The organism is Acinetobacter yuyunsongii, from assembly GCF_041021915.1.
Taxonomy (GTDB): domain Bacteria; phylum Pseudomonadota; class Gammaproteobacteria; order Pseudomonadales; family Moraxellaceae; genus Acinetobacter.
The window spans coordinates 1639825-1660689 of sequence record NZ_CP157435.1; the positions used below are offsets into that span (position 1 = coordinate 1639825).

The window sequence follows — 20865 nt, forward strand, 5'->3', positions numbered from 1 at the left end:
TTACCTTTGAACTTTTCTGTTTGACTTTTAATAATCAATCTTTAATGAAAATTTCTTAAATGCTCATTTATAAACAACTATAAATTTTATTAAACCCATGACAACAAAGGGAATTCACGTGGGATTCAAGCCTATTCCAACCCTTATTTCTTTATTCATTTCGCTCCTCATATGGTTCATTATTCCAGTTCCTTCAGGTGTCGACCCGAATGCATGGCATTTGTTAGCCATATTTGTCGGTGTGATTGCTGCGATTATTTGGTTGATCGGTATTTCAATCATGATTTCCAAAGGTTTGCAAAAAACTGGATTGGGTGCACGCTTAGGCTATTTATTTATCGCGGTTTGGGGCAAGAAAACCATTGGTATTGGGTATAGCATGGTGCTGTCTGAACTGCTTCTTGCACCAGTAACACCTAGTAATACAGCTCGTGGTGTTAGGATTATTCATCCAATTGTACGTGCGATTTCCACCAGTTATGATTCAGACCACGCCAAAGGTACTGAAGGCCGAATGGGGAAATATTTAGCTTTGGGGAACTACCAAGCCAATCCAATTACTTCTGCGATGTTTATTACCGCAACCGCCCCTAACCAGTTGGTGGTTGATCTGGTCGCGAAAGCAACCAACAATCAGATTTCCTTGAGTTGGAGTACATGGGCGCTGGCGATGTTATTACCCGGTTTAATTGCCTTAATCATCATGCCTTTGATTATGTACTGGATGTATCCACCTGAAGTCAAAGAAACACCCAGTTCAGCTCAGTTTGCGAAAACCAAGCTAAAAGAAATGGGCCCTGTCTGCAAAATGAAATCATTATGCTGGGTGTATTTGGGATTTTAGTGCTGTTATGGGCAGGCATCCCTGCCATGATCTTCAGTTCAGCTTGGGCGGTTGACCCCACCACAACTGCCTTTATTGGTTTGGGCTTACTGTTAATTACTGGTGTACTGACTTGGGAAGATATCCTGACGCAAAAAAGCGCGTGGGATACCATCACTTGGTTTGCTGCTTTGGTGATGATGGCGACTTATTTAAATAAACTCGGTTTAATCACGTGGTTCTCAGGTGTAATAGAAACTGGGATTGGTCATTTAGGTCTCAGCTGGATGCCTGCCTGTTTATTACTGATGCTCGCTTATCTATATGCACACTATATGTTTGCCAGTACCACCGCACATATCACTGCGATGTTTGCCGCCTTCTATACGGCGGGACTAGCACTAGGCGCACCACCGATGTTGTTTGCCTTAATGATGGCAGCAGCTTCGAGCATCATGATGACCTTAACCCATTATGCAACGGGTACATCACCTGTGGTGTTCGGATCGGGTTACACCACACTCGGTGAATGGTGGAAAGCTGGTTTTGTCATGAGTGTCGTCAATATCATCATCTTTGTGGTGATTGGCGGACTGTGGTGGAAAGTGTTGGGTTATTGGTAGAATTGTTTTAGTTTTAAAAAAGCCCCTTATGATGGGGCTTTTTCATATATTTATTTTAAAAAGCACTAAATTACATCTACTTAATTAATCGCTCTTGATATCATAAACCCAATTGCGTGCTTGTTGGTCTGTTGTCGTTTCGCACACGTAATAATCTTGATCCCATCAGTCTTGATGGAAGATTTCCTTTTTGTGGTAGGTTACTGGTTTGTCATTTTCGATACAAACAAAGCTGTCACCTTGGTCTTTAACAGCAGAACCGTTAAGAAATCCACCAATACATAAGAAACGGGATTGTTTGGGCATTTTACGCTCCCCCCTTTTCCACTGAGAATGTGGATTTTTTCAATTTTCTATTTTTAAGCCAATCTTTATATGAGTCATAATCCCCATTCACACTTAACATTTTATCCAGACATGCCTGCATTGTTTCTACACAATATATTCCAGAGCTTTCTAAATATCCTTTTAGAACAGCCTCCTCATAATCTAAAACTATAAAACTTGCTTTATCATAGTTACGTATTTGAGATAAAATTTTCGATATTGGAATAAATCTAATTATTTTGTTATTACCACTTAATACCATACCTACTAATCTTGCTTTACTATTAGCTTCAAAGTTATATATAGTGCCACCGCTCATTCCATTATGATCATAAGTTTTTCCATTAAATATATCTGCACACTTTTCATAATCTATATATGGGTGCCCATATTCATCGAAAAAACACACACCAATATCATGATGACGCTGTAAGTTAGTTGCATGAGAGAAACCCTCTGGGACTACCTCAAATTCAAATAAATTAGCTTCTAATGGATAGCCTGAAGCAGCTAAAAATTGACCTTTAAAAATTTTTTTTGAAGATAAAATTTCAGTACACTCTCCTTTTTGTGTTATATCAACATAATTATCTGGTTCAAAATCTTCATGAGGATTAAATAATTCAATAAAAACTACATCAGTATAATCTTGCCAACCTTTTATTTCAGGAATTAACTCTCCAATAAACCAAACCTTTTTTGGCATTAAAAAATCATTCATACTTTCTACAATTTTTTCTTTACATCTAATCCAAAAAAGTGAGGTATTTTGTAATGGATTTTCAATTATCTCTTTAATTACATGATAAGCAGTTAAAATAAAATATTTACTTTTATATTTCAAAAGTATTCCACTTCCGCCCCCGCTCATATAATCAACATGAAACCCATCATTCCATATATTTGTATTACCTACATAATTAAATAAAAACCTCCTAGATGACATAGCAACTTTTGACTTTGTATTATTTAAAAATTTTACTTTATGATTTTTTTCACCATTTAAAATCTCAAAAAATAAGGGCTGATTAATCAGCCCTTATTTTTAGCTAAATCAACAAATTAAGTCAATTGAGCAGCTTGGATTTTCTTAGTATCAACTTGATCAGCTTCTTTTGTATATTCGCTCATCTTGTCGAAGTTTAAGTATTTGTAGATGTCAGCAGAAGCGCTGTCAATTTGAGACGCATACTGTTGATATTCTTCTGGGCTTGGCAATTTACCAAGAACCGCAGCTACAGATGCAAGCTCAGCAGAAGCTAAGTAAACGTTTGCACCTTGACCTAAACGGTTCGGGAAGTTACGAGTAGATGTCGATACACATGTCGTGTTCGGTGCTACACGTGCTTGGTTACCCATACACAATGAACAGCCCGGCATTTCTGTACGCGCACCAGCACGGCCATAGATGTTATACAAGCCTTCTTCCATCAACTGGTGCTCATCCATACGTGTTGGTGGAGCCAACCATAAACGAGTAGATAATGAACCACCAGGTACTTTGTCAAGTAACTGACCAGCTGCACGGAAGTGACCGATGTTGGTCATACAAGAACCGATGAATACTTCATCAATCTTGTCGCCTTGAACGTCAGAAAGAAGTTTTGCGTCATCTGGATCGTTCGGGCAGCAAAGAATTGGTTCTTTGATGTCAGCTAGATCGATTTCGTAAACTTTTAAGTATTCAGCATCAGCATCAGCTTTTAACAAGCTTGGGTTATCTAACCACTTCTGCATGTTTTCAGCACGACGAGCAAGTGTACGTGCATCGCCATAACCTTCTGCGATCATCCACTTCAACATGGTGATGTTAGAACGTAGGTATTCAGCAACTTTCTCTTCAGAAAGTGTGATTGAACAGCCAGCAGCAGAACGCTCAGCAGATGCGTCAGAAAGTTCAAATGCTTGCTCAACAGTCAAGTCATTTTCCATTTCTGTTAAGTCGATCTCAAGGATACGACCAGAGAAGATGTTTTTCTTACCTTTCTTCTCTACAGTTAAGTCACCAGCTTTGATCGCATAGTAAGGAATCGCATGTACAAGGTCACGTAAGGTGATACCAGGCTGCATTTTACCTTTGAACTTAACAAGTACAGATTCAGGCATATCTAGCGGCATAACGCCAGTTGCAGCTGCGAATGCAACAAGACCAGAACCCGCTGGGAATGAAATACCGATTGGGAAACGAGTATGTGAGTCACCACCAGTACCAACAGTATCTGGAAGTAACATACGGTTTAACCAAGAGTGGATAATACCGTCACCTGGACGTAAAGATACACCACCACGGTTCATGATGAAGTCAGGTAATGTATGGTGAGTTGTTACGTCAACTGGTTTTGGATACGCAGCAGTGTGACAGAAAGACTGCATCACTAAGTCAGCTGAGAAGCCCAAGCACGCTAAGTCTTTTAACTCATCACGAGTCATAGGACCAGTTGTATCTTGAGAACCAACAGTTGTCATCTTAGGTTCACAGTAAGTTCCAGGACGGATACCTTGACCTTCAGGAAGACCACATGCGCGACCTACCATCTTCTGAGCTTGTGTAAAACCTTTACCAGTATCAGCAGGTTGTACTGGAGTACGGAATAAAGTAGAAGGCTCAAGACCTAATTCTTCACGCGCTTTAGCTGTTAAACCACGACCAATAATCAGGTTAATACGACCACCAGCGCGTACTTCGTCTAATAGTACAGGCGTTTTAAGCTCAGCTTCTGCAATTTGTGCACCGTCTTTGAATGCAGTAACTTTTGCAGCAGCATGATCAATTTTCAATACAACTTCGTCGCCCATGTTCATGTTCGCAACGTCGATTTCAACAGGTAATGCACCTGCATCTTCCATTGTATTGAAGAAAATTGGAGCGATCTTAGAACCTAAGCACACACCACCATCTTTTTTGTTTGGAATGTGTGGAAGTTCGTTACCGAAGAACCAAAGTACAGAGTTAGTTGCAGATTTACGGCTTGAACCCGTACCAACAACGTCACCCACGTAAGCAACTTGATTGCCTTTCGCGATCAATTCTTTGATTTGGCTTAATGGACCAACTTCACCTGGTTTTTCAGGGTAGATACCGTCACGCTCGTTTTTCAACATTGCATTTGCGTGTAATGGGATATCTGGACGGCTCCAAGCGTCTTGAGCTGGAGACAAGTCATCAGTATTGGTCTCACCTGTTACTTTAAACACAGTGATTTTGATTTCTTCTGGAACGTCAGCACGGCTTGTGAACCATTCTGCTTCAGCCCAAGATTGTAAAACAGCTTTAGCAGCAGCATTGCCTGCTTTTGCTTTGTCTGCTACGTCATGGAATGCATCAAATACAAGAAGAGTTTTCTTCAATGCTTCTGCAGCTAATTCAGCAAGCTCAGCATTGTCAAGAAGTTCAACTAAAGGAGCAACGTTATAACCACCAAGCATCGTACCTAGTAAGTAAACTGCACGCTCTTTAGTTACAAGTGGAGAAGTTGCTTCGCCTTTTGCTAGAGCAGCCAAGAAAGCAGCTTTAACATATGCAGCTTGGTCAACACCTGCTGGAACACGGTTTTCAAGCAAATCTACTAAAAATGCTTCTTCGCCTGCTGGTGGATTTTTTAATAAAGTTACAAGTTCAGCAGTTTGAGCATCATCAAGCGGCTTCGGTGGGACTCCGAGTGCGGCACGTTCTTCAACGTGTTGGCGGTAAGCTTCTAGCACAGTGTTATTCCTCTTTTTTAAAAAATTACTTGTAAGTTCCAGCTTGCTACAAGCTTTACAAGTAATATGGACAGCAAAATTTTACTAGACTTCGCGTTAAAAGTTAATGCAACTACCGTATTTCTACGTGATGCCCATTATTTTATAGCGAAATGTTCATCTCTTTTGAATACCGCTTTGGTCTTAGATCAAAGCTTAATAAAACAACAAATTACATGCATAAAAAAAGACAACTGATGTGTCTTTCAAATGAACCTATTAAAATGATTTATACTTTGGTAGCTGGTCATGTGGTGTAGCCAAGCATTGTTCAGTAAATTTCTGTTTCAACTGTTCACGTTCTGCATCAGGATTCGCCTTCAGTTGGTCGATTGGCATTGCATATACCGTTTCAATAATTTCAAAGATAAATTTACGTGTTGTTTCATCTTCAATTTTATCTGCATGTTCTTTTGCTTGCTTTTGTTCAATGCCATTTTGACGGTCCAAAGTAATTGAACGCGCTGCATTGCCCACACTGACACAATAACCATGCCACTGTTCTGCGGGAGTTAATTGCTTTTTATCTGCACAACCAACTAGCACCAAACCTATTGCAATCAAAAAAACTTTTTTCATCATCATACTGCGATTAATTTGATGCACACATCATACTGAAAGTTGTTCATTTTGCAAAAAGAAGCGTTTAAATCCGTTTGAGCTGCAATAAAATAATACAAATCATTTACTGCAACGCATGCTATTCCCCATTTTCTGACATTTACCGCCTGTAGAAGAAAGATAGGTTGTGCCTGCAACTAAATTATAAGGTTTACCTTTCGCATCCCAACATCTTACACCATTGCAATTCTTCACAGGGATTAGTGCTTCACTCGCGGCTGTAATGGTTGCATTTGAGGTTGCAGTAGTTGTACGTGTTGATTTCGCTGTTTGTGTCATTACCGTTGGAACATTTTTTTGTTCTTTGTTATTGGCCATGGAAACATTTATTTCACTGGGAGTTGTCACTGTTGTATTTATATTTTTTTTAGTTGGATCAAGTTGAGGATCTTGCTTCTGAGTGGGCGGTGGTGTTGCAGAATAAGTCGTTACTCCTTTCGAATCGACCCATTTATAATACTCTTTTGCATGTGCTTGGATTGTAAAGCTGAGCAATATTAAGCCTATAGTTGCCAAAAGTTGACTTAAAGTGACAGGTTTCATCCACTCTCTCCCAAAAATTTCATTAATCTATATATTTTTCAATAGCTTATTTTTATTTTAGCATATTTTTAAAAATACCCAGCATAAAAAAACCTGCTTTATTTTCATAAAACAGGTTTTCTAAAAAAGCTTTAAAAACGCCAATTATAGAATACGTCAATGGCACGCTCTAAAGATTGACTTGCTTCTAAGTATAAACGGCGATTCATTTGATAACGCAAGGTCAATTTATTTACAGGTGTAAACACGCCTATGCCATAACGAATAAACAGGTCTGGCGTGATATAGCCCGTTAAACTCACTTGAGTGTCATCACCTGTACCCTGTGCATCAAGTGCTAAACCACTGAGACCAAATGTTCGACCAATCTGATTCGTTAATGCTCGTGTACCGCCCAAGCCCATACTGATGCCTGCGGCTGCAATTGTATTATTTACATCAGATTTAAAGCCTTCTGTATTACTTAGGCCGCTACTTCCCTCATTGATACGACCTGTGACCAATGCATTCAATGCTTCTTGTTCAGATAAACCTGCATCATTATAAATTTGAACATTTGGAACGGTTGCTGTCCCAGTCACACGTAAACCAACCATACTACCTTGCACTGATTTATTCGCATCAATATCAAGTGTTGGATTCGCAAGTGGACCGTTAAAACGTGCAATTGCGCGGTTCAAATCTAAGCTTTGACCATAAGCTTCAATCTTCACTTTCTGACTTACACCAATCGCACCATTTGCTCGCATTGCAGTTTCTAAACCACGTTGTGATAAATGCAAGCGACCAACCAATGGAATATTACTTTCAAAACCTTGGAAGATCACTTGATTGCCCAATGTCAGAGTCATATCCGCGCGAATATCCCACGGTTTAGCTGCTTTTAATGTCGCAAGTAAATCTTGCCCTTGCTGTACAACTCGTACATCTGGTGAAATATTTACAACTGGTGCGGTAGTCTCTGGCATAGAAATACGAGCACGTGGTACATCAATCGTTCCTCTTAAACTTAATTGTTGTTTAAATGGGTAAACATCCAAATTTAAATCTGGTTGCACGATTGCGGTAATCATCGGCGCTTGTCGAATTAAAAGATTATCACCTTTCAAACTAAGCGCGAGATGAGGATCTTCTTTCCAATTGAAGCTACCTTTTAATCGCCCAACCCCTTGTCCACTGTTGAACGCACCATCAATACTGGCTGAATCTTGTCGAATAGATGAATAAAGCTGAATGTTGTTTAAATTTACAGGCAGTGAAATCATACTAATTGCGCCATTTTTTAAGCGCATTTCACCTGTAAATTGTGGTTGAGTCAGTGTGCCATTAATTTTTCCAGCCAGTGCAAGCGTGCCCGCCATTGAACGCACATCTTTAATAAATGGCTTGAATACTTTGAGTTGTACATTATCAAAAGCAACTTCACCACGCATTGGCATTCCATTTTGAAATGGATTCACGATCACGTTAGCGTAACCTGTACCAATGTCGGGTGTTTTCATATCCACACGGAATAATAAGCCATCATTGACACTTTTCGCGATTAAGCTCAATTCATCATAGCTGACTGTGGTCGCAATATCTTGAAGATCATCAGGTGCAAGGCCCAATGCGCCTTTACGAGTGACTAAACTTGCATCTAGTTTTGGGCGACTACCTTTAGCCCACGAAGCTCGAGCATAACCATTCAGTTGACCAGTAACTGCTAAACCTTCTGGCATAAATAACGCAAAATCATTTAAATCTAGATTTTTAGTAACAACTGAAAAATTACCTTTATTTTGGCTAATACGTGCCGATTGATCTAAACAAACCTGACTATGCAAACTTTGCCAACAATGCTGTCCAATATAAAGTTCAGACTGGGCTGCAGAATAAATGATCGCTGCACTTTGATTTTGTACTAAATCAATACGGCGTGATTTAAAGTGACCTTTTTGTAATTGTCCTAACCATTCATTGTTCTGATTGAAACCACCTGCAAGCTGTACATAAAAATTAGATTGGCGATTATTACTTTCAACTTTTAATATATGTGCTTTACGCGTGCCACCTAAGTTAATCATTGCATTTTCTATTTCACGATTACCACTACGTAAATGATCAACTTTGGCAACTAATAATGTAGGTGTTGCTTCAGAAGTCGGCAATTCACCCTGAATACGTAGTGATTTAACGCTTGCCACATCCTTGAATGCGAAATTATCCACGACAATATTTGCAGTTGCTTTTAAACGTGGTTGTGATTGAACATTTAAAACGCCGTAGGCACGACCTTGCAAACCTGGATAAATCTCATACAAGGCTGGAGCATTTAGTTTCACTCTTAAACTTTGTGCATTGCCTGTGGCTTGTAACTGGTTCTGAGCATAGGCAAAAAATAAGTTATTGGCTTCAAACTGTTGCGGTAAAAAACCTTTCTGGTTGGAGTCTAACAACAAAGTAAGGTTACCACGACCACGAACAGGTTTATTATTCAGAAAACCTGCCGCGTTTAAATCCCGAATATCAATGCGCTTCAGCTTTTCAGACCAAACGCCTTGTGTTTTAACATGCCCTGAGAGTTCACCTTTAAGTGTTGAAACAAAATACTGTGGTTTGAAGCGTACTAAAGATGCATTGATATCCCAACCAAGTTTATCTTTTAGGTTCACAGCACCTGTAGCAAAAATCTTACCTGCCACGCCATCATGTTTTAACTCATTAATTTTTATATATTCTGGTGTTCCTGCTACGTTGATTTTCAACAGTCCATTGCCTTGATTTAATGCATTTAATGAACCGTTGTAATCAACTGCAAAACTTTTAAAACCTCCACCAGACTTCTGATCATTAAACATTAAAGCGGCTGTACTTTTGCCTTTTAATGCAACGGTTTCTATACGATCGGACTGAACAATTTGACCTTTTAAATCAATACGATCAAATTGAATGATCTGTCGATTCGGTTTTGCAAAACCAGTTGCTTTAATATCGCCATTTAATAAATTAACAGGTGCATTAGCAACGACTGTTTGTGGATTAAAATTCTTGGCTTTAAGCTGAACCTGCCAGGCTAACTGTTGCTTTTCAGTAGGTAATTTAACTTTTGCTTGCCCAGATAAACTCCCTTTCGCAGCCTGATAACGAAAGTTTTCAACATTCAGTAGATTTGATTTTATATCAAGACGGGCATCATATTTACCCGTTGGTAATAATGCTTTCTCATGAGGTTTCACTGTTGTAGAAACATAGATATCTTGTTGACCTTGTTTTAAGGCGATGTCGGTATGACCGTCTTCGCTAGTCAACCAACCAATATAAGGAACTGCCCGATCTATATTTTTCCATGCCACATTTAATAGCATCGGCTGTGGTTTGTGATCTTTCGATGCAGCTTGATTGAGTTTAACAACCCAAGTTTCATATTGATCAAAAGCAAGCTGTGCACTTAAAGCTAAACCTTTTTCCATAGACCCAGATGAACTTAAATTAGCATCTAAGTTAGGCGGTAAAAAATCCTTTGCGATTTGCGGAACAGTTTTATCTTTAGGGTTTAAATGATCCAAACGACCTTGAATATCCCATGAAACATGCTCATGCCAATTGACTAAACCTTTGAGCGCAATCGATCCACCCATTAACTGACCATTAAAGTCTTGAATATTCAATTGATTCTTTAGATCTGTCTCCATTAAAGCATTGTATTTACCTTCGGGGATTTGCTCACCTGTCAAATCGGTATCTAGATTTAGAACCAATTTTCGAATATCGCCGCTAAATCTTGCAACACCATCTTTGGCAAATAATTTCTGTTCTTGCAACAAAGGTAAATGATAATTTTTAAAAAGCAGTTCGCCTTGCATCGGTACGTGATCACGCACTGGATGTATAACAGCCCAACCTGTTAATAAATCTGGGGTCTGTGTTGCGATACCTGCTTTTAATGTATCTAAAGATCCCGCTGCAACAACTTTAATAGTATGAATATTTAAACTTTTTAACGATGGAATGATTAGATCTGCTTTCGCATTAATTGGATATTTACCACTAAAATCCATTTTCCCTGTGGCGTGTTGGACTGCTAAATATCCCATATCCATTTTAGAATCCTTAAACTCTAATTTGGTTCCAGACCATAGGGCATCTTTCAAGTAAATATCATTAAAACCAACTTTCGATGTTTGAGTTTTAATCTCAAGATGATCAAGAGTTGCTTCATCTACACGCAATACGAATGGAAGTTTGATTGCATCAAAGGCAAATGGCTTACCTGAAGGCGATTTTTTGTTGATCACTTTCAGATTACGTACATCAGCATGACTTAAATGTATTTCTTTATTTAAGATTGCGCGCCAACCAAGAGAAACATCAGCACGATCCAAAGTAACATCTACAGCTTTTAATTGAACTAAAACATTCTTAAGGATGATTCCTCTGAGTAAATTTCCCCCCTCATATTCATAACGAATCATTTTTTGGCTTTGCAATACCCGATCTAATAAAAAACGACTGCCTTTGTCGGTAGAAATCATAACGATTAAAGAGCTAACCAATAACAAAAGTATGATCGACAAAATTAAAGCAACACTTCTCACGATGCGTCGTTCTGGTCTTGGTCCAACTGGTGGCGTTAGTTGTGGTTCTACTTCCGTCATAATCAACCTAAAATTGTTTGAGCTTTTCTAAAGGATGTTTTTAAATTATTAAAGCTGTGAGCCGATGAAAAAATGTAATCGGATCGGGTTATTGTCATTGGAAATACCAGATGCCACATCAAGCCGTATTGGTCCTATTGGTGATCTCCAGCGGATACCAACACCAATACTATATTCGGTTGGGTTACTAAACTGTTTGTCATATGAATTACCAAAATCAGAGAAAATTGCTGCTCGCCAACCATCTTTAAACTGATAATTGTACTCTAAAGATCCTACGCCTAAAGCTTGTCCACCGATTTTAAAACCGTTCTCCTCTGGCGAAAGACTTTTGTAATCGAAACCGCGTAAGGATTGGTCTCCACCTGTAAAGAAACGGAGGTTATAAGGCACTTTTTTAAAATCATCTGTGAAAATATAACTGGTGTCAGCTCGACCTACAAATTGGTGATTTTCATTTTCACCCAATGAATAAATAAAACGCCATCCACCTGTCAAAATTGCCATATTTGCATTTGATAATAATGACTCTGTCCCTAATTCAAGCTTGTAGGTTTGCTTAAAACCTTTGGTTGGATTCAAGAGGGAATTACTATTGGTCTTAGAAAGTTCATATCCAAATAACAAGGATTCTTGTTCCGAATCAATCCCTGATACTTTAAAAGCGTCAGGTAATTCATTGATATCAATATCACCTTTTTTAGTTAGGCGATCTAAACGGTAACGTAAACCAATGATGTGTTGCCAATCACCCAAAGGATTTTTAATAACACGTTCACCACCTAAAACAGCGGACTCAACCAATAAATTAATATCTGGGCCAATGTCATTGCGCTCTTCACGCTCGTAACCACCGACAACATTAAAATAATCATTTAACGGATGTTTATAAGGAATGCTATATCGCCCATCTATAGATTGACGAATTTGCGACACCTCAATGTTGGCATCAAATGCATGACCATACTTATTTACAATTGCTCGTCTGTATTGACTACGCACACGAGCACCCGTGTCTGTACCGTAACCAATACCAGTTTCTAAACTATTCAAACGGTCGGCATTAAGCGTTACTACGACTGGAATTTTTTTCTCAATTCTCGTTTGCTCTTCTAATTTCTGGCGTTCATCTTCTTCATCATCATGTTCATGTGATAAGGGCATAGAGCGTGCTAGAGCATAGGCTTGAGGGGGTTGACCTCCAGAGAATTGTGTTTCATCAACGACATTTTGCGTCACTTGTTGTGCAGAAGTTACTTTTTGTCTTGCCAATTCTGCTTTCTGTTGACTATTTAGCAATTGAGATTGTTGGATTTTCTGTTGATCGACTAAAGCTTGAAGATCTGGCGCTAACTCTAAAGTAGGCTGAACTGGATCAGGTTTAATCGTATCTACCAATGTGTAATTAAAGTAACGTGTATTCGTTAAGTTATTTGCTAAGGCATTTACACGCCAAAATGCATAGTCATCACCCTCTTTCCAAGGTGCCAAACTATCTAAAACTTTTTGAGTTAAAGGCAATGGCTTAGTTGGATCGCTCATACGATACTCAACTTGTTTAAGTTTATATCGCTCGCCCGTCTCATATTTTAGATTAATTTCAGCTACTTTTTCTGGCTGGGTAATTTTGACATCATGCAAACGCCAATAACTATCAAAAAAACCGTTATCCGATGCGGCATTCACTATCTTTGTTTTTGTTGTTTCATATTTACCATGATTAAAGATATCCCCTTTGTCTTGTTCTGGGATCAAGCGTAAAACTTGGAAGTGAGGCAGGTTTTCACCCGCACCAGAAAATTCAATATTTTGCTCTTTAATACGGACGGGTTCATTCGGTGTGACAATGACTTTAACTTTATTATCACTTACCCTTTCAAATTTATACGTGGCATTATAATAGCCTACAGCTTGTGCAGCCTGATTGGTCAACACTCTTAACTGAGGTAAAGCGGTGTTAAAGTCTTCAAAAGATTCTTGAGTAAAACTTGATAGTTTTGCTTTTATATTTGCAGCCAACGCAGGAGGCGCGCCAGCTACATCAGCAGTAATACGCGGAATTTTCTCTGCACCCATCAAACTATCTGGGTGAAAACGATTCCATATTTTTCGGAAGAAACCGACTTTTTCTTTAGGCTGATCACTTTGTGTTTGAAACTCTGGCAGTGTTCTACCCGTTTCATTTGCTTCAACGACAATCTTACTGTCGGTTTGAATATCTTGCATCAGCCGATTAATATCCACTGGAGCCTTAGTAATTTCTATCAGTTCAGGCGGTGAAATGTCTTTAACAACTGTTGGTGGATTTTTTGACGTACTTTCTCGATAAGCTTGGGCCTCATTTTTTGCATTCTCAGCCTCACGAAAAATTTCATTCGCCATTGTTTGGTCAACAGGGATAACTGGCAAATTTTCTAAATTATCATCAAGCTGAATCGGTTTTAATTCATTAATCTGATTATTAGACTGCTCTTGCTGTTTCAATGCCAACAAGCTGTCTTGTTCGGCTTGATTAGCAAGAGACTGATTTGTACTGCTTGATAAAACAGTTGATGTATCCTCAGTACTTTGATCAGACTTAACTTGATTCAAAGACTGTTGGTCTACGGTTTTATTATTTGATGTATCTGTTAATTGTTCTTGCGCACAAGCAGCTGATATACAAGAAGTAATTAAAAAAGTGCTACAAATAAGTTTAGGAAAGCTCTGCATTTTAAATATTAAATGCATAGAATGAACCAACGTTAACTGTTTAAAATTAGCTTTATTAGATGACATGTAGAACTCTAAACTTATTTTTAATTTATCATTTGTGACTGGTGAAAATACTTGAAATCTTTGATTTTCATCCAATCAAATATCAAAGTATCATACATGCATTTTGTAGCATTTTTACAGTACGTCACATTTTTTTATAAAACACAATGAAGTGAACACACAATGAAACAAGATGAGCACTTAATGACATCACGTCGGTTTGCACCGATGTTTTTCACTCAGTTTTTTGGAGCCTTAAATGACAATGTTTTTAAGCAAGCTCTACTTTTAGTGATCACTTATGGTTGGATCCAGCAACAAAGTGCCCCCGTCAGTACACTCAATAATCTAGCTGCCTTATTATTTATCTTGCCTTACTTTTTCTTTTCTGCAACTGCTGGGCAAATTGCTGATAAATATGAAAGATCTCAACTCATTCGCTTTATAAAAATATTAGAAATTATCATTATGTTGATTGGAACCGCGGGGTTCTTGCTTGGAAATTTATGGTTACTACTTTTTGCATTATTTCTGATGGGGACGCATTCAACTTGTTTTGGTCCAATCAAATATGCAATTTTACCAGAAATTCTAAAACAAGAAGAATTGATGTCCGGTAATGCACTTTTCCAATCAGGTACATCGATCGCAATATTATTAGGAATGATTCTTGGAGGTGCAGTTATTGCATCATCGGAAGGAAACTTATTGTGGATTAGTGTCACTGTTGTCATCATAGCTTGCTTAGGCTATTTATGTAGCCGATTTATTTTACCTCAAAAGGTTGCAGCGCCAGATTTACAAATTGACTGGAATTTTTTTCGTACAAGTTTTCAAACTTTAAAATATGCTAAAAACCTTCCAATCATATTTATTGTTTTGCTCGGTAATTCTTGGTATTGGTTTTATGGCGCAACCTATTTAACTCAAATTCCTCAATTGACCCAACAAAACCTGCATGCTTCTGAAAACGTTGTCAGTCTACTCCTCACCTTTTTCTCTGTTGGTATTGGTGTAGGTTCTTTACTGTGCAGACGTATCGGTGGTACAGAGATCAATATTAAAATGGTACCCTACGGTGCGATTGGGTTAACGATCTTTGCTTTGTATTTAGCAGCGAGCCTCTCTTTTGTTCCTGAGCGAACTGGCGATTTACTGAGTTTAAAAGATATTTTTACCCAAGGTGCCGTGTACTATCATGTCATGCTTGCCGTGACTTTATTAGGTATTAGTGGTGGATTTTATATTGTGCCGCTATATGCAATGATGCAAGCTTACTCACCACGTTCTCATCGTGCGCGTGTTGTAGCCGCAAATAATATTCTAAATGCTGTATTTATGGTTTCTTCTGCAGTTTTCTCAATTTTAATCTTAAGCATTTTAAAAATTGATATTAAAATATTATTTACAATTACTGCAGTTTTAAGTGCAATTTTCTCATTTTGGTTATTAAAGCGTTTAAAACCGTTGTTAGAAAATGCACCCAATACTTTAGAGGATTAATATATGCGTCATTTTACAGGTATCGATAAACTTATTAATTCTTTTGATCAGGCTTTGCGTAGCTTGGTGCCAGGGGCAACTGCTGCTCAGCGATCTAATCCAGCAAATTCAGAATCTTCACAATTATGTGTTAGCGATGCTCGCCATGTAGCAGGTTTAATGCGTGTCAATCATAGTGGCGAAGTCTGTGCACAAGCGCTTTATCACGGCCAGGCGCTCACTGCAAAACTCCCCCATGTTCGAGAAGAAATGCAACAAGCTGCGATAGAAGAACAAGATCATCTCGCTTGGTGTGAAGATCGTTTAAAAGAATTAGACAGTCATACGAGCGTACTCAATCCAATTTGGTATGGTTTATCTTATGGCATGGGTGCAATAGCAGGTATTGCAGGTGACAAATATAGCTTAGGGTTTGTCGCTGAAACTGAACGCCAAGTCAGCCAACATCTACAGGAACATATTCAACAACTTCCATCTCATGATGATCGTTCACGTAAAATTTTAGAACAAATGAATGAAGATGAATTACACCACCGCGATACAGCCTTAAAGGCTGGAGGTGTTGATCTACCTGTACCTGTGCGTATTACCATGACAGCTATATCAAAATTAATGACTAAAACCAGTTATTATTTATAAATAAAAAAGGGGAAATTGTAACTTCATCATTCCCCTTTTTTTATTACTTCAATCAATTTAAATAATTCTATTTAAAAATTAGCGCAACCCACGTTCAGCTTTAAAACGTTCCAAATTTCGAACTGCATCTTGATAACGGGATTGGACTCTGCTGCTATTGATGCGCAAATCATATAGACGTTTTCTATAATCCTCACGATCCTTAACAGATAAGTCTTTACGCTCTAACTCTTTTAAATAATAGTTAATGTCATTTTGTGAGCGATCAAACTCCGCGTTTGCTTGGTAGTAGCCATTTGCAACTTGATAATATATTCGCAAAGACTCACGTTTGTCTAACGGACAAATACGAAAATCACCACGCCCTTCTAACGCTTCATTAAAAATAGTTTCTGGTCGACAGTAATAGCCCAAACCTTTTTGGTAACCTTGTTCATAAAGCTTTTGATTCGGCACAATATTGGCTTTTTGACAAGAAGAATAATATTTATCTAATCGAGATTGCTGTCCTGCTGCACCATCTTTTTCTCCAACATTAGACCAATTTGCAGTTTTACATTGTTCAACACTCATGGCAGCACAGCCTGAAAGTAAAATTGTAAAACCTAGTAACAATGAAATTTTATTCATGGAATATTGTTCCTATTATTATAGTGTTAGATAGAAATAACGGGGTAAGAATTTTTCCTATCGTAATCTAAATCTGGAACCTGCCACAAATCATAAAGTGGAATTTTAACATCTAAGGCTAATGGTAACTTTTTTGGATTAAATTGCATATCTTCTAAAGTCTCCCCCCAAGCAATCACATCAATATCCAAGCTAATATTATGTGATGGACGAACTCGACCAGATTGTGCTTCTAAGTTTTTCAGGGTTTCAGTGATCTCATCAACATTCAGTCGACTTTTTAATAAACAAGCTGAATTCCAATAATCGGCACCAACACGATCCCGACATGGGATTCTATAAATTGAAGAAAATTCCACTATACCTAAGCTTAATATCTGTTGATAAGCAAAAGTGAAATTTTGTTTTTGTTTGAGGTTACTCGCCAATGCGAGCGCAAAAATTGTTTCTGTTGCGTTCAAGGCGAATTCCTACTGCATTGGCTTGTGCAATGATGGCGGGTTTGCGAATGGTGATACTGATCGATTCGATCGTGGGGAAAGTCGTAAATAAACATTCAAGTACCAATTGTGCGGCGTGCTCAATCAGTTTCGGTTTAGCCTCTTGTATAACTTGGGCTGCAAGCTCACAGATTTGCGCATAGTTGAGCGTATCTTCCAACTCATCCGAGTATGCAGCTTGTGATAGATCATTATGAATAATGAGATCTAGCATCAAAGGTTGAATAATTTGGCGTTCCCAGTTGAAACAGCCAACCACAGTATCCACCTTCAACCCTTCAATTATAATGGCATCCATAATGACCTAATGAACCGATAAATAAATTAATGCTTTAAAAACGAAGCAGGTTCAATATTGTGAACCATTTTTAAACGTTGGTCAGCATAAATATCGGTATACGGTGCGAGAACACGCATGAAACGATCAAAATATAGCATTTGCTTGAATAACAAAGCGAAGTCACGCGGGAATTTGATACCATGACGCTCACCGACAGCCACCATATCCATCATAATGTCATTCAAATCTGCTGGATTGGAACTGAGAATTTCTTGCGGATCTGCCAGTAATACACCGCTAAATAAACGCTCTAAATCATCAGCCAAGACTTGAGTGTCAATTTTATGATGAGTCATGCCCATTTTCAGCATATTCTCAGCCATCGCAACATAATTGGTATGCTGTAATGCATCCATAAATGCCATACATGCTGTCCAAACTTCAGGGTTTAACTGACCAACAATACCAAAATCAATAAAACCAATACGACCATCTTCAAGTAACATCAGATTTCCAGCATGTAAATCAGCATGGAAACTCTTACATAGCATGAGACTACCAAACCAAGTATTCATTGCAGTAATCAGAACTTGTGTTGGGTCTTTGGCATATTTTTTAACAACATCAAAATCAGTTAATGACACCCCGTACAGGCGCTGCATAGTAAGTACACGACGCGTTGAAAATTGATGATAAACTTTTGGTGCAGTGGCAGCCTGATTGCCAGAAATGTTCAGATATTGAATAAAGTCATCCAGATTCTGTGCTTCTTCAATAAAATCAACTTCACGTACCATACGTGTTTTGATCTCATCCACAATTTCAGAAAGTGAAGCAAATTTAATTTTAGGAACTGCTCTTTCTAATAGTTTTGTCGCCCAATGCACTACATTTAAGTCAGTATATAAAATGGTTTCGACACCAGGTTTTTGAACCTTTAATACCACATCTTCACCCGTAACCAGTCGAGCGGCATGGACTTGCGCAATTGAAGCTGAAGCTAGTGGCTTTTCATCGATAAAACTAAAAATTTCATTCAGATTACGACCTTCAAATTCTTCAGCTAATACTTGTTGGATATAGCTAAATGGTAAGGTTGGCGTTTGATCTAAACAGCCTTGGAATTCCTGAACGTATTCACGAGGGAATAAAGACGGCGTACTGGCAATAAATTGACCCAATTTAATATATGTTGAACCAAGCGACTCAAAGGTCTCACGCATAAGCTTTGCATTACTTGGTTTTTCAGTTGCATATTTCACACCTGCTTGTGCCGCAACAATAACTGTTTCACCGATACGTGCAACAGAACGTAATCCATCGAATAAAATATTTCTTTTCATAATCTTTCATTGCCTTACAGATGGTCTTAGTTTAGCAAATTTTGCTCAATTTACCGATCAAGTTGCCTGACAAACTGGACAATTTACATCTTTTTCAAATTTAAGAATGCGTTGCGATAGATTTAAACCATTCCAAAGCAACAATTTTTGCTTTAATGGTGTCAGACCAAGTCCTAAAAACAACAAAGTGTGATGCGCTTGTAATGACGCTATCATTACAGGAGTGGTAGCTAATACACCTGACTCCGCACAACGTAATCCTTCATTGGCATGATCTTCTTTCGGAAACAGACATTCATAACAAGCTGAATCAGCATCCACCATAAACAGTTGCCCTTCAAAACCAATGGCTGACGCACTAATAAGGGGTACTTGATGTTTTCTACACACCCCATTCACTAGATAACGAGTCGTAAAATTATCACAACCATCTAAGACTACATCTTGATGCTGTACGACTTCATCAGCATTCGTTTCATCGAATCGTATATTTTGATAGCTAACTTGTATATGCGGATTAATGTCTTTTAGATGCTTTGCCAGTATTTCGGCTTTGTATCGACCTAAATCTTTTGTCGTAAAGGCAATTTGTCTTTGCAGATTACTCATTTCAATCGTATCGGCATCGACAATGGTAATTTTACCTACACCTGCACGTGCCAACAGCTCAGCACTGGTACAACCGATACCACCTGCGCCGATTATTAGCACATTGGCGAGTTTTAGTTTTTCTTGTGCTTCGATATCCCAACCATCTAATAAAATCTGACGACTATAGAGATGCATTTCCTCATTACTTAGCTCAAATTCGTTTTCCAAATGGTCTGACACGGGACTTACTTCTTTATCATCAAAAGTGTTCATGATTTTAAGTCGATGTGGGTTCTGAGGAAAGTAATAAATTAGAACGAACACTGTTTTCTTTTGACAAAAAGCGATTTTACCCCAATATTTTTCTTACTCTTTAACTGAACCATACCGGGTTTGTCGGAGACTTTTTATTTAAGTTAGGCCACCTGACCTAACGAGTTAATCTTATCATATGACATTGCTTCAAACTCAAAAGGCGATACATAACCCAGTGCACTGTGTACACGCTTTTTGTTGAACCAATCAACCCAACTTAATGTCGCAAGTTGTACATCTGCTAGACCTTGCCAATCTGCTTTTAAATATTCAATCACCTCAGTTTTGTATAAGCCATTCACCGTTTCAGCCAGAGCATTATCGTATGAATTACTGTTCGTATTAGCGGCAGTGTAAAAATAACCCTCTAATGATATTTAAAAACGCCCCCCTTTCTTAACACGCTAAACACCTTGTATACCTAGCTTTTGCATCAATCGAGCAACTGTACAGCGCGCAGCAACATAGCCTTCATGTTTCAGTTTTTGCCAAACTTTACGTACACCATATCGACCTGAACTTTCCTTCCAAATTCGTTTAATTTGTTCAGCATGATGCAAGTCATGTAAATCTCGTTTCGCTTGATGTTCCCTTGCGAAGCAATGCTTCTCATCACAGAGGACTAGAGTTCGGTAATAGGTTGAAGCTGCGATAGGTAAAATTCTACAAATTGCCTCAACACCATATAACGCCTTATTATGGATAAAATCCATCACTATTTGTGTGGGCGGTCGAGCTCCGCCTAGCCGAAAAAAGCGGCTGCTTTACGTAGGATGTCATTAGCACGATGCAGTTCTTTATTTTCGCCTTCCAGTTGTTTGATACGTTCTTCATCTGAAAATTGTTGTACTTTGATTGGATTTTGTTGATCTAAGTATTTTTAATGCTCTCATATCAGGAAAGTTAATTTCCAGCAAATCCAGCACAGTTGCTGTTGCTGTTGCTGTTCCTTAGAGTTTCTTTCAGTTGTTAAAACAAGAAAGAATTAAGAA

The 20865-nt window shown here is 38.4% G+C and carries 13 protein-coding genes, 3 pseudogenes and 1 other annotated feature; of the genes and pseudogenes, 3 read left to right on the forward strand and 13 right to left on the reverse strand.

All coding sequences use genetic code 11. The features are described from left to right. Window positions 1-280 precede the first annotated feature (280 nt). Window positions 281-1446, forward strand: a pseudogene (locus ABLB98_RS07895) (DASS family sodium-coupled anion symporter). Between the two features lie 84 nt (window positions 1447-1530). Here the strand turns inward: ABLB98_RS07895 and ABLB98_RS07900 are convergent. The 7 genes and pseudogenes from ABLB98_RS07900 to ABLB98_RS07930 all read right to left on the reverse strand — a co-directional run bounded on the left by ABLB98_RS07900 (window position 1531) and on the right by ABLB98_RS07930 (window position 14093). After that, a pseudogene (locus ABLB98_RS07900) lies at window positions 1531-1752 on the reverse strand (hypothetical protein). 1 nt (window position 1753) lies between these two features. Then, window positions 1754-2644, reverse strand: coding sequence for a hypothetical protein (locus ABLB98_RS07905; protein ID WP_348883145.1), 891 nt, complete (start codon window positions 2642-2644; stop codon window positions 1754-1756). 191 nt (window positions 2645-2835) lie between these two features. After that, window positions 2836-5475: a bifunctional aconitate hydratase 2/2-methylisocitrate dehydratase gene (locus ABLB98_RS07910; RefSeq protein WP_348883144.1), complete on the reverse strand. Its 2640-nt coding sequence runs from the start codon at window positions 5473-5475 to the stop codon at window positions 2836-2838. A 258-nt stretch (window positions 5476-5733) separates the two neighbouring features. Further along, window positions 5734-6093: a hypothetical protein gene (locus tag ABLB98_RS07915; protein ID WP_005160491.1), complete on the reverse strand. Its 360-nt coding sequence runs from the start codon at window positions 6091-6093 to the stop codon at window positions 5734-5736. A gap of 102 nt (window positions 6094-6195) precedes the next feature. Further along, the gene (locus ABLB98_RS07920; RefSeq protein WP_348883143.1) at window positions 6196-6678 is read right to left on the reverse strand and encodes a DUF4124 domain-containing protein; all 483 of its coding nucleotides are present in this window, start codon (window positions 6676-6678) and stop codon (window positions 6196-6198) included. Window positions 6679-6809: 131 nt separating this feature from the next. Next, entirely contained in the window at window positions 6810-11315 is a 4506-nt protein-coding gene (locus ABLB98_RS07925) for a translocation/assembly module TamB domain-containing protein (RefSeq protein WP_348883142.1), read from the reverse strand. A gap of 48 nt (window positions 11316-11363) precedes the next feature. Continuing rightward, entirely contained in the window at window positions 11364-14093 is a 2730-nt protein-coding gene (locus ABLB98_RS07930) for a BamA/TamA family outer membrane protein (RefSeq protein WP_348883140.1), read from the reverse strand. Between the two features lie 162 nt (window positions 14094-14255). Between ABLB98_RS07930 and ABLB98_RS07935 the strand changes: the two genes are divergently transcribed. Together ABLB98_RS07935 and coq7 are read left to right on the forward strand one after the other, a co-directional pair. Next, window positions 14256-15575 (forward strand): MFS transporter, encoded by a 1320-nt coding sequence (locus ABLB98_RS07935; RefSeq protein WP_348883139.1) that lies wholly within the window; start codon window positions 14256-14258, stop codon window positions 15573-15575. A 3-nt stretch (window positions 15576-15578) separates the two neighbouring features. After that, on the forward strand, window positions 15579-16214 hold the full coding sequence (gene coq7, locus ABLB98_RS07940; protein ID WP_348883138.1) for a 2-polyprenyl-3-methyl-6-methoxy-1,4-benzoquinone monooxygenase: 636 nt from the start codon (window positions 15579-15581) through the stop codon (window positions 16212-16214). Between the two features lie 78 nt (window positions 16215-16292). On the opposite strand, the gene ABLB98_RS07945 is transcribed toward coq7, so the two are convergent. The 6 genes and pseudogenes from ABLB98_RS07945 to ABLB98_RS07970 all read right to left on the reverse strand — a co-directional run. Beyond that, complete coding sequence (locus ABLB98_RS07945) at window positions 16293-16844, reverse strand: DUF2799 domain-containing protein (RefSeq protein WP_348883137.1); 552 nt, start codon at window positions 16842-16844, stop codon at window positions 16293-16295. A gap of 26 nt (window positions 16845-16870) precedes the next feature. Continuing rightward, a complete protein-coding gene (locus ABLB98_RS07950; protein ID WP_005160519.1) occupies window positions 16871-17305 on the reverse strand; it encodes a 2-amino-4-hydroxy-6-hydroxymethyldihydropteridine diphosphokinase in 435 nt (144 codons plus the stop codon). Further along, window positions 17262-17642, reverse strand: a complete 381-nt coding sequence (folB, locus tag ABLB98_RS07955) for a dihydroneopterin aldolase (RefSeq protein ID WP_005160521.1) — start codon at window positions 17640-17642, stop codon at window positions 17262-17264. The genes ABLB98_RS07950 and folB overlap by 44 nt, the downstream gene beginning before the upstream one ends. Window positions 17643-17668: 26 nt before the next feature. Continuing rightward, a complete protein-coding gene (locus ABLB98_RS07960) occupies window positions 17669-18967 on the reverse strand; it encodes an AarF/ABC1/UbiB kinase family protein (protein ID WP_249571509.1) in 1299 nt (432 codons plus the stop codon). 57 nt (window positions 18968-19024) lie between these two features. Further along, window positions 19025-19798 carry a HesA/MoeB/ThiF family protein gene (locus tag ABLB98_RS07965; RefSeq protein WP_348883148.1) on the reverse strand — a complete coding sequence of 258 codons (774 nt, stop codon included), beginning with the start codon at window positions 19796-19798 and terminating at the stop codon, window positions 19025-19027. A 176-nt stretch (window positions 19799-19974) separates the two neighbouring features. Then, window positions 19975-20759 (reverse strand): annotated as a pseudogene (locus ABLB98_RS07970) (IS3 family transposase); the annotation flags it as partial. Then, window positions 20518-20631, reverse strand: a sequence feature (AL1L pseudoknot). Its footprint overlaps the pseudogene before it by 114 nt. Window positions 20760-20865 lie beyond the last annotated feature (106 nt).

Coding starts and splice junctions, on each gene's coding strand:
- ABLB98_RS07905 (WP_348883145.1), bottom strand. CDS start 2,644: ATGAGCGGGGGCGGAAGTGGAATACTTTTGAAATATAAAAGTAAATAT.
- ABLB98_RS07915 (WP_005160491.1), bottom strand. CDS start 6,093: ATGAAAAAAGTTTTTTTGATTGCAATAGGTTTGGTGCTAGTTGGTTGT.
- ABLB98_RS07920 (WP_348883143.1), bottom strand. CDS start 6,678: ATGAAACCTGTCACTTTAAGTCAACTTTTGGCAACTATAGGCTTAATA.
- ABLB98_RS07925 (WP_348883142.1), bottom strand. CDS start 11,315: ATGACGGAAGTAGAACCACAACTAACGCCACCAGTTGGACCAAGACCA.
- ABLB98_RS07930 (WP_348883140.1), bottom strand. CDS start 14,093: ATGTCATCTAATAAAGCTAATTTTAAACAGTTAACGTTGGTTCATTCT.
- ABLB98_RS07935 (WP_348883139.1), top strand. CDS start 14,256: ATGAAACAAGATGAGCACTTAATGACATCACGTCGGTTTGCACCGATG.
- coq7 (WP_348883138.1), top strand. CDS start 15,579: ATGCGTCATTTTACAGGTATCGATAAACTTATTAATTCTTTTGATCAG.
- ABLB98_RS07945 (WP_348883137.1), bottom strand. CDS start 16,844: ATGAATAAAATTTCATTGTTACTAGGTTTTACAATTTTACTTTCAGGC.
- folB (WP_005160521.1), bottom strand. CDS start 17,642: ATGGATGCCATTATAATTGAAGGGTTGAAGGTGGATACTGTGGTTGGC.
- ABLB98_RS07960 (WP_249571509.1), bottom strand. CDS start 18,967: ATGAAAAGAAATATTTTATTCGATGGATTACGTTCTGTTGCACGTATC.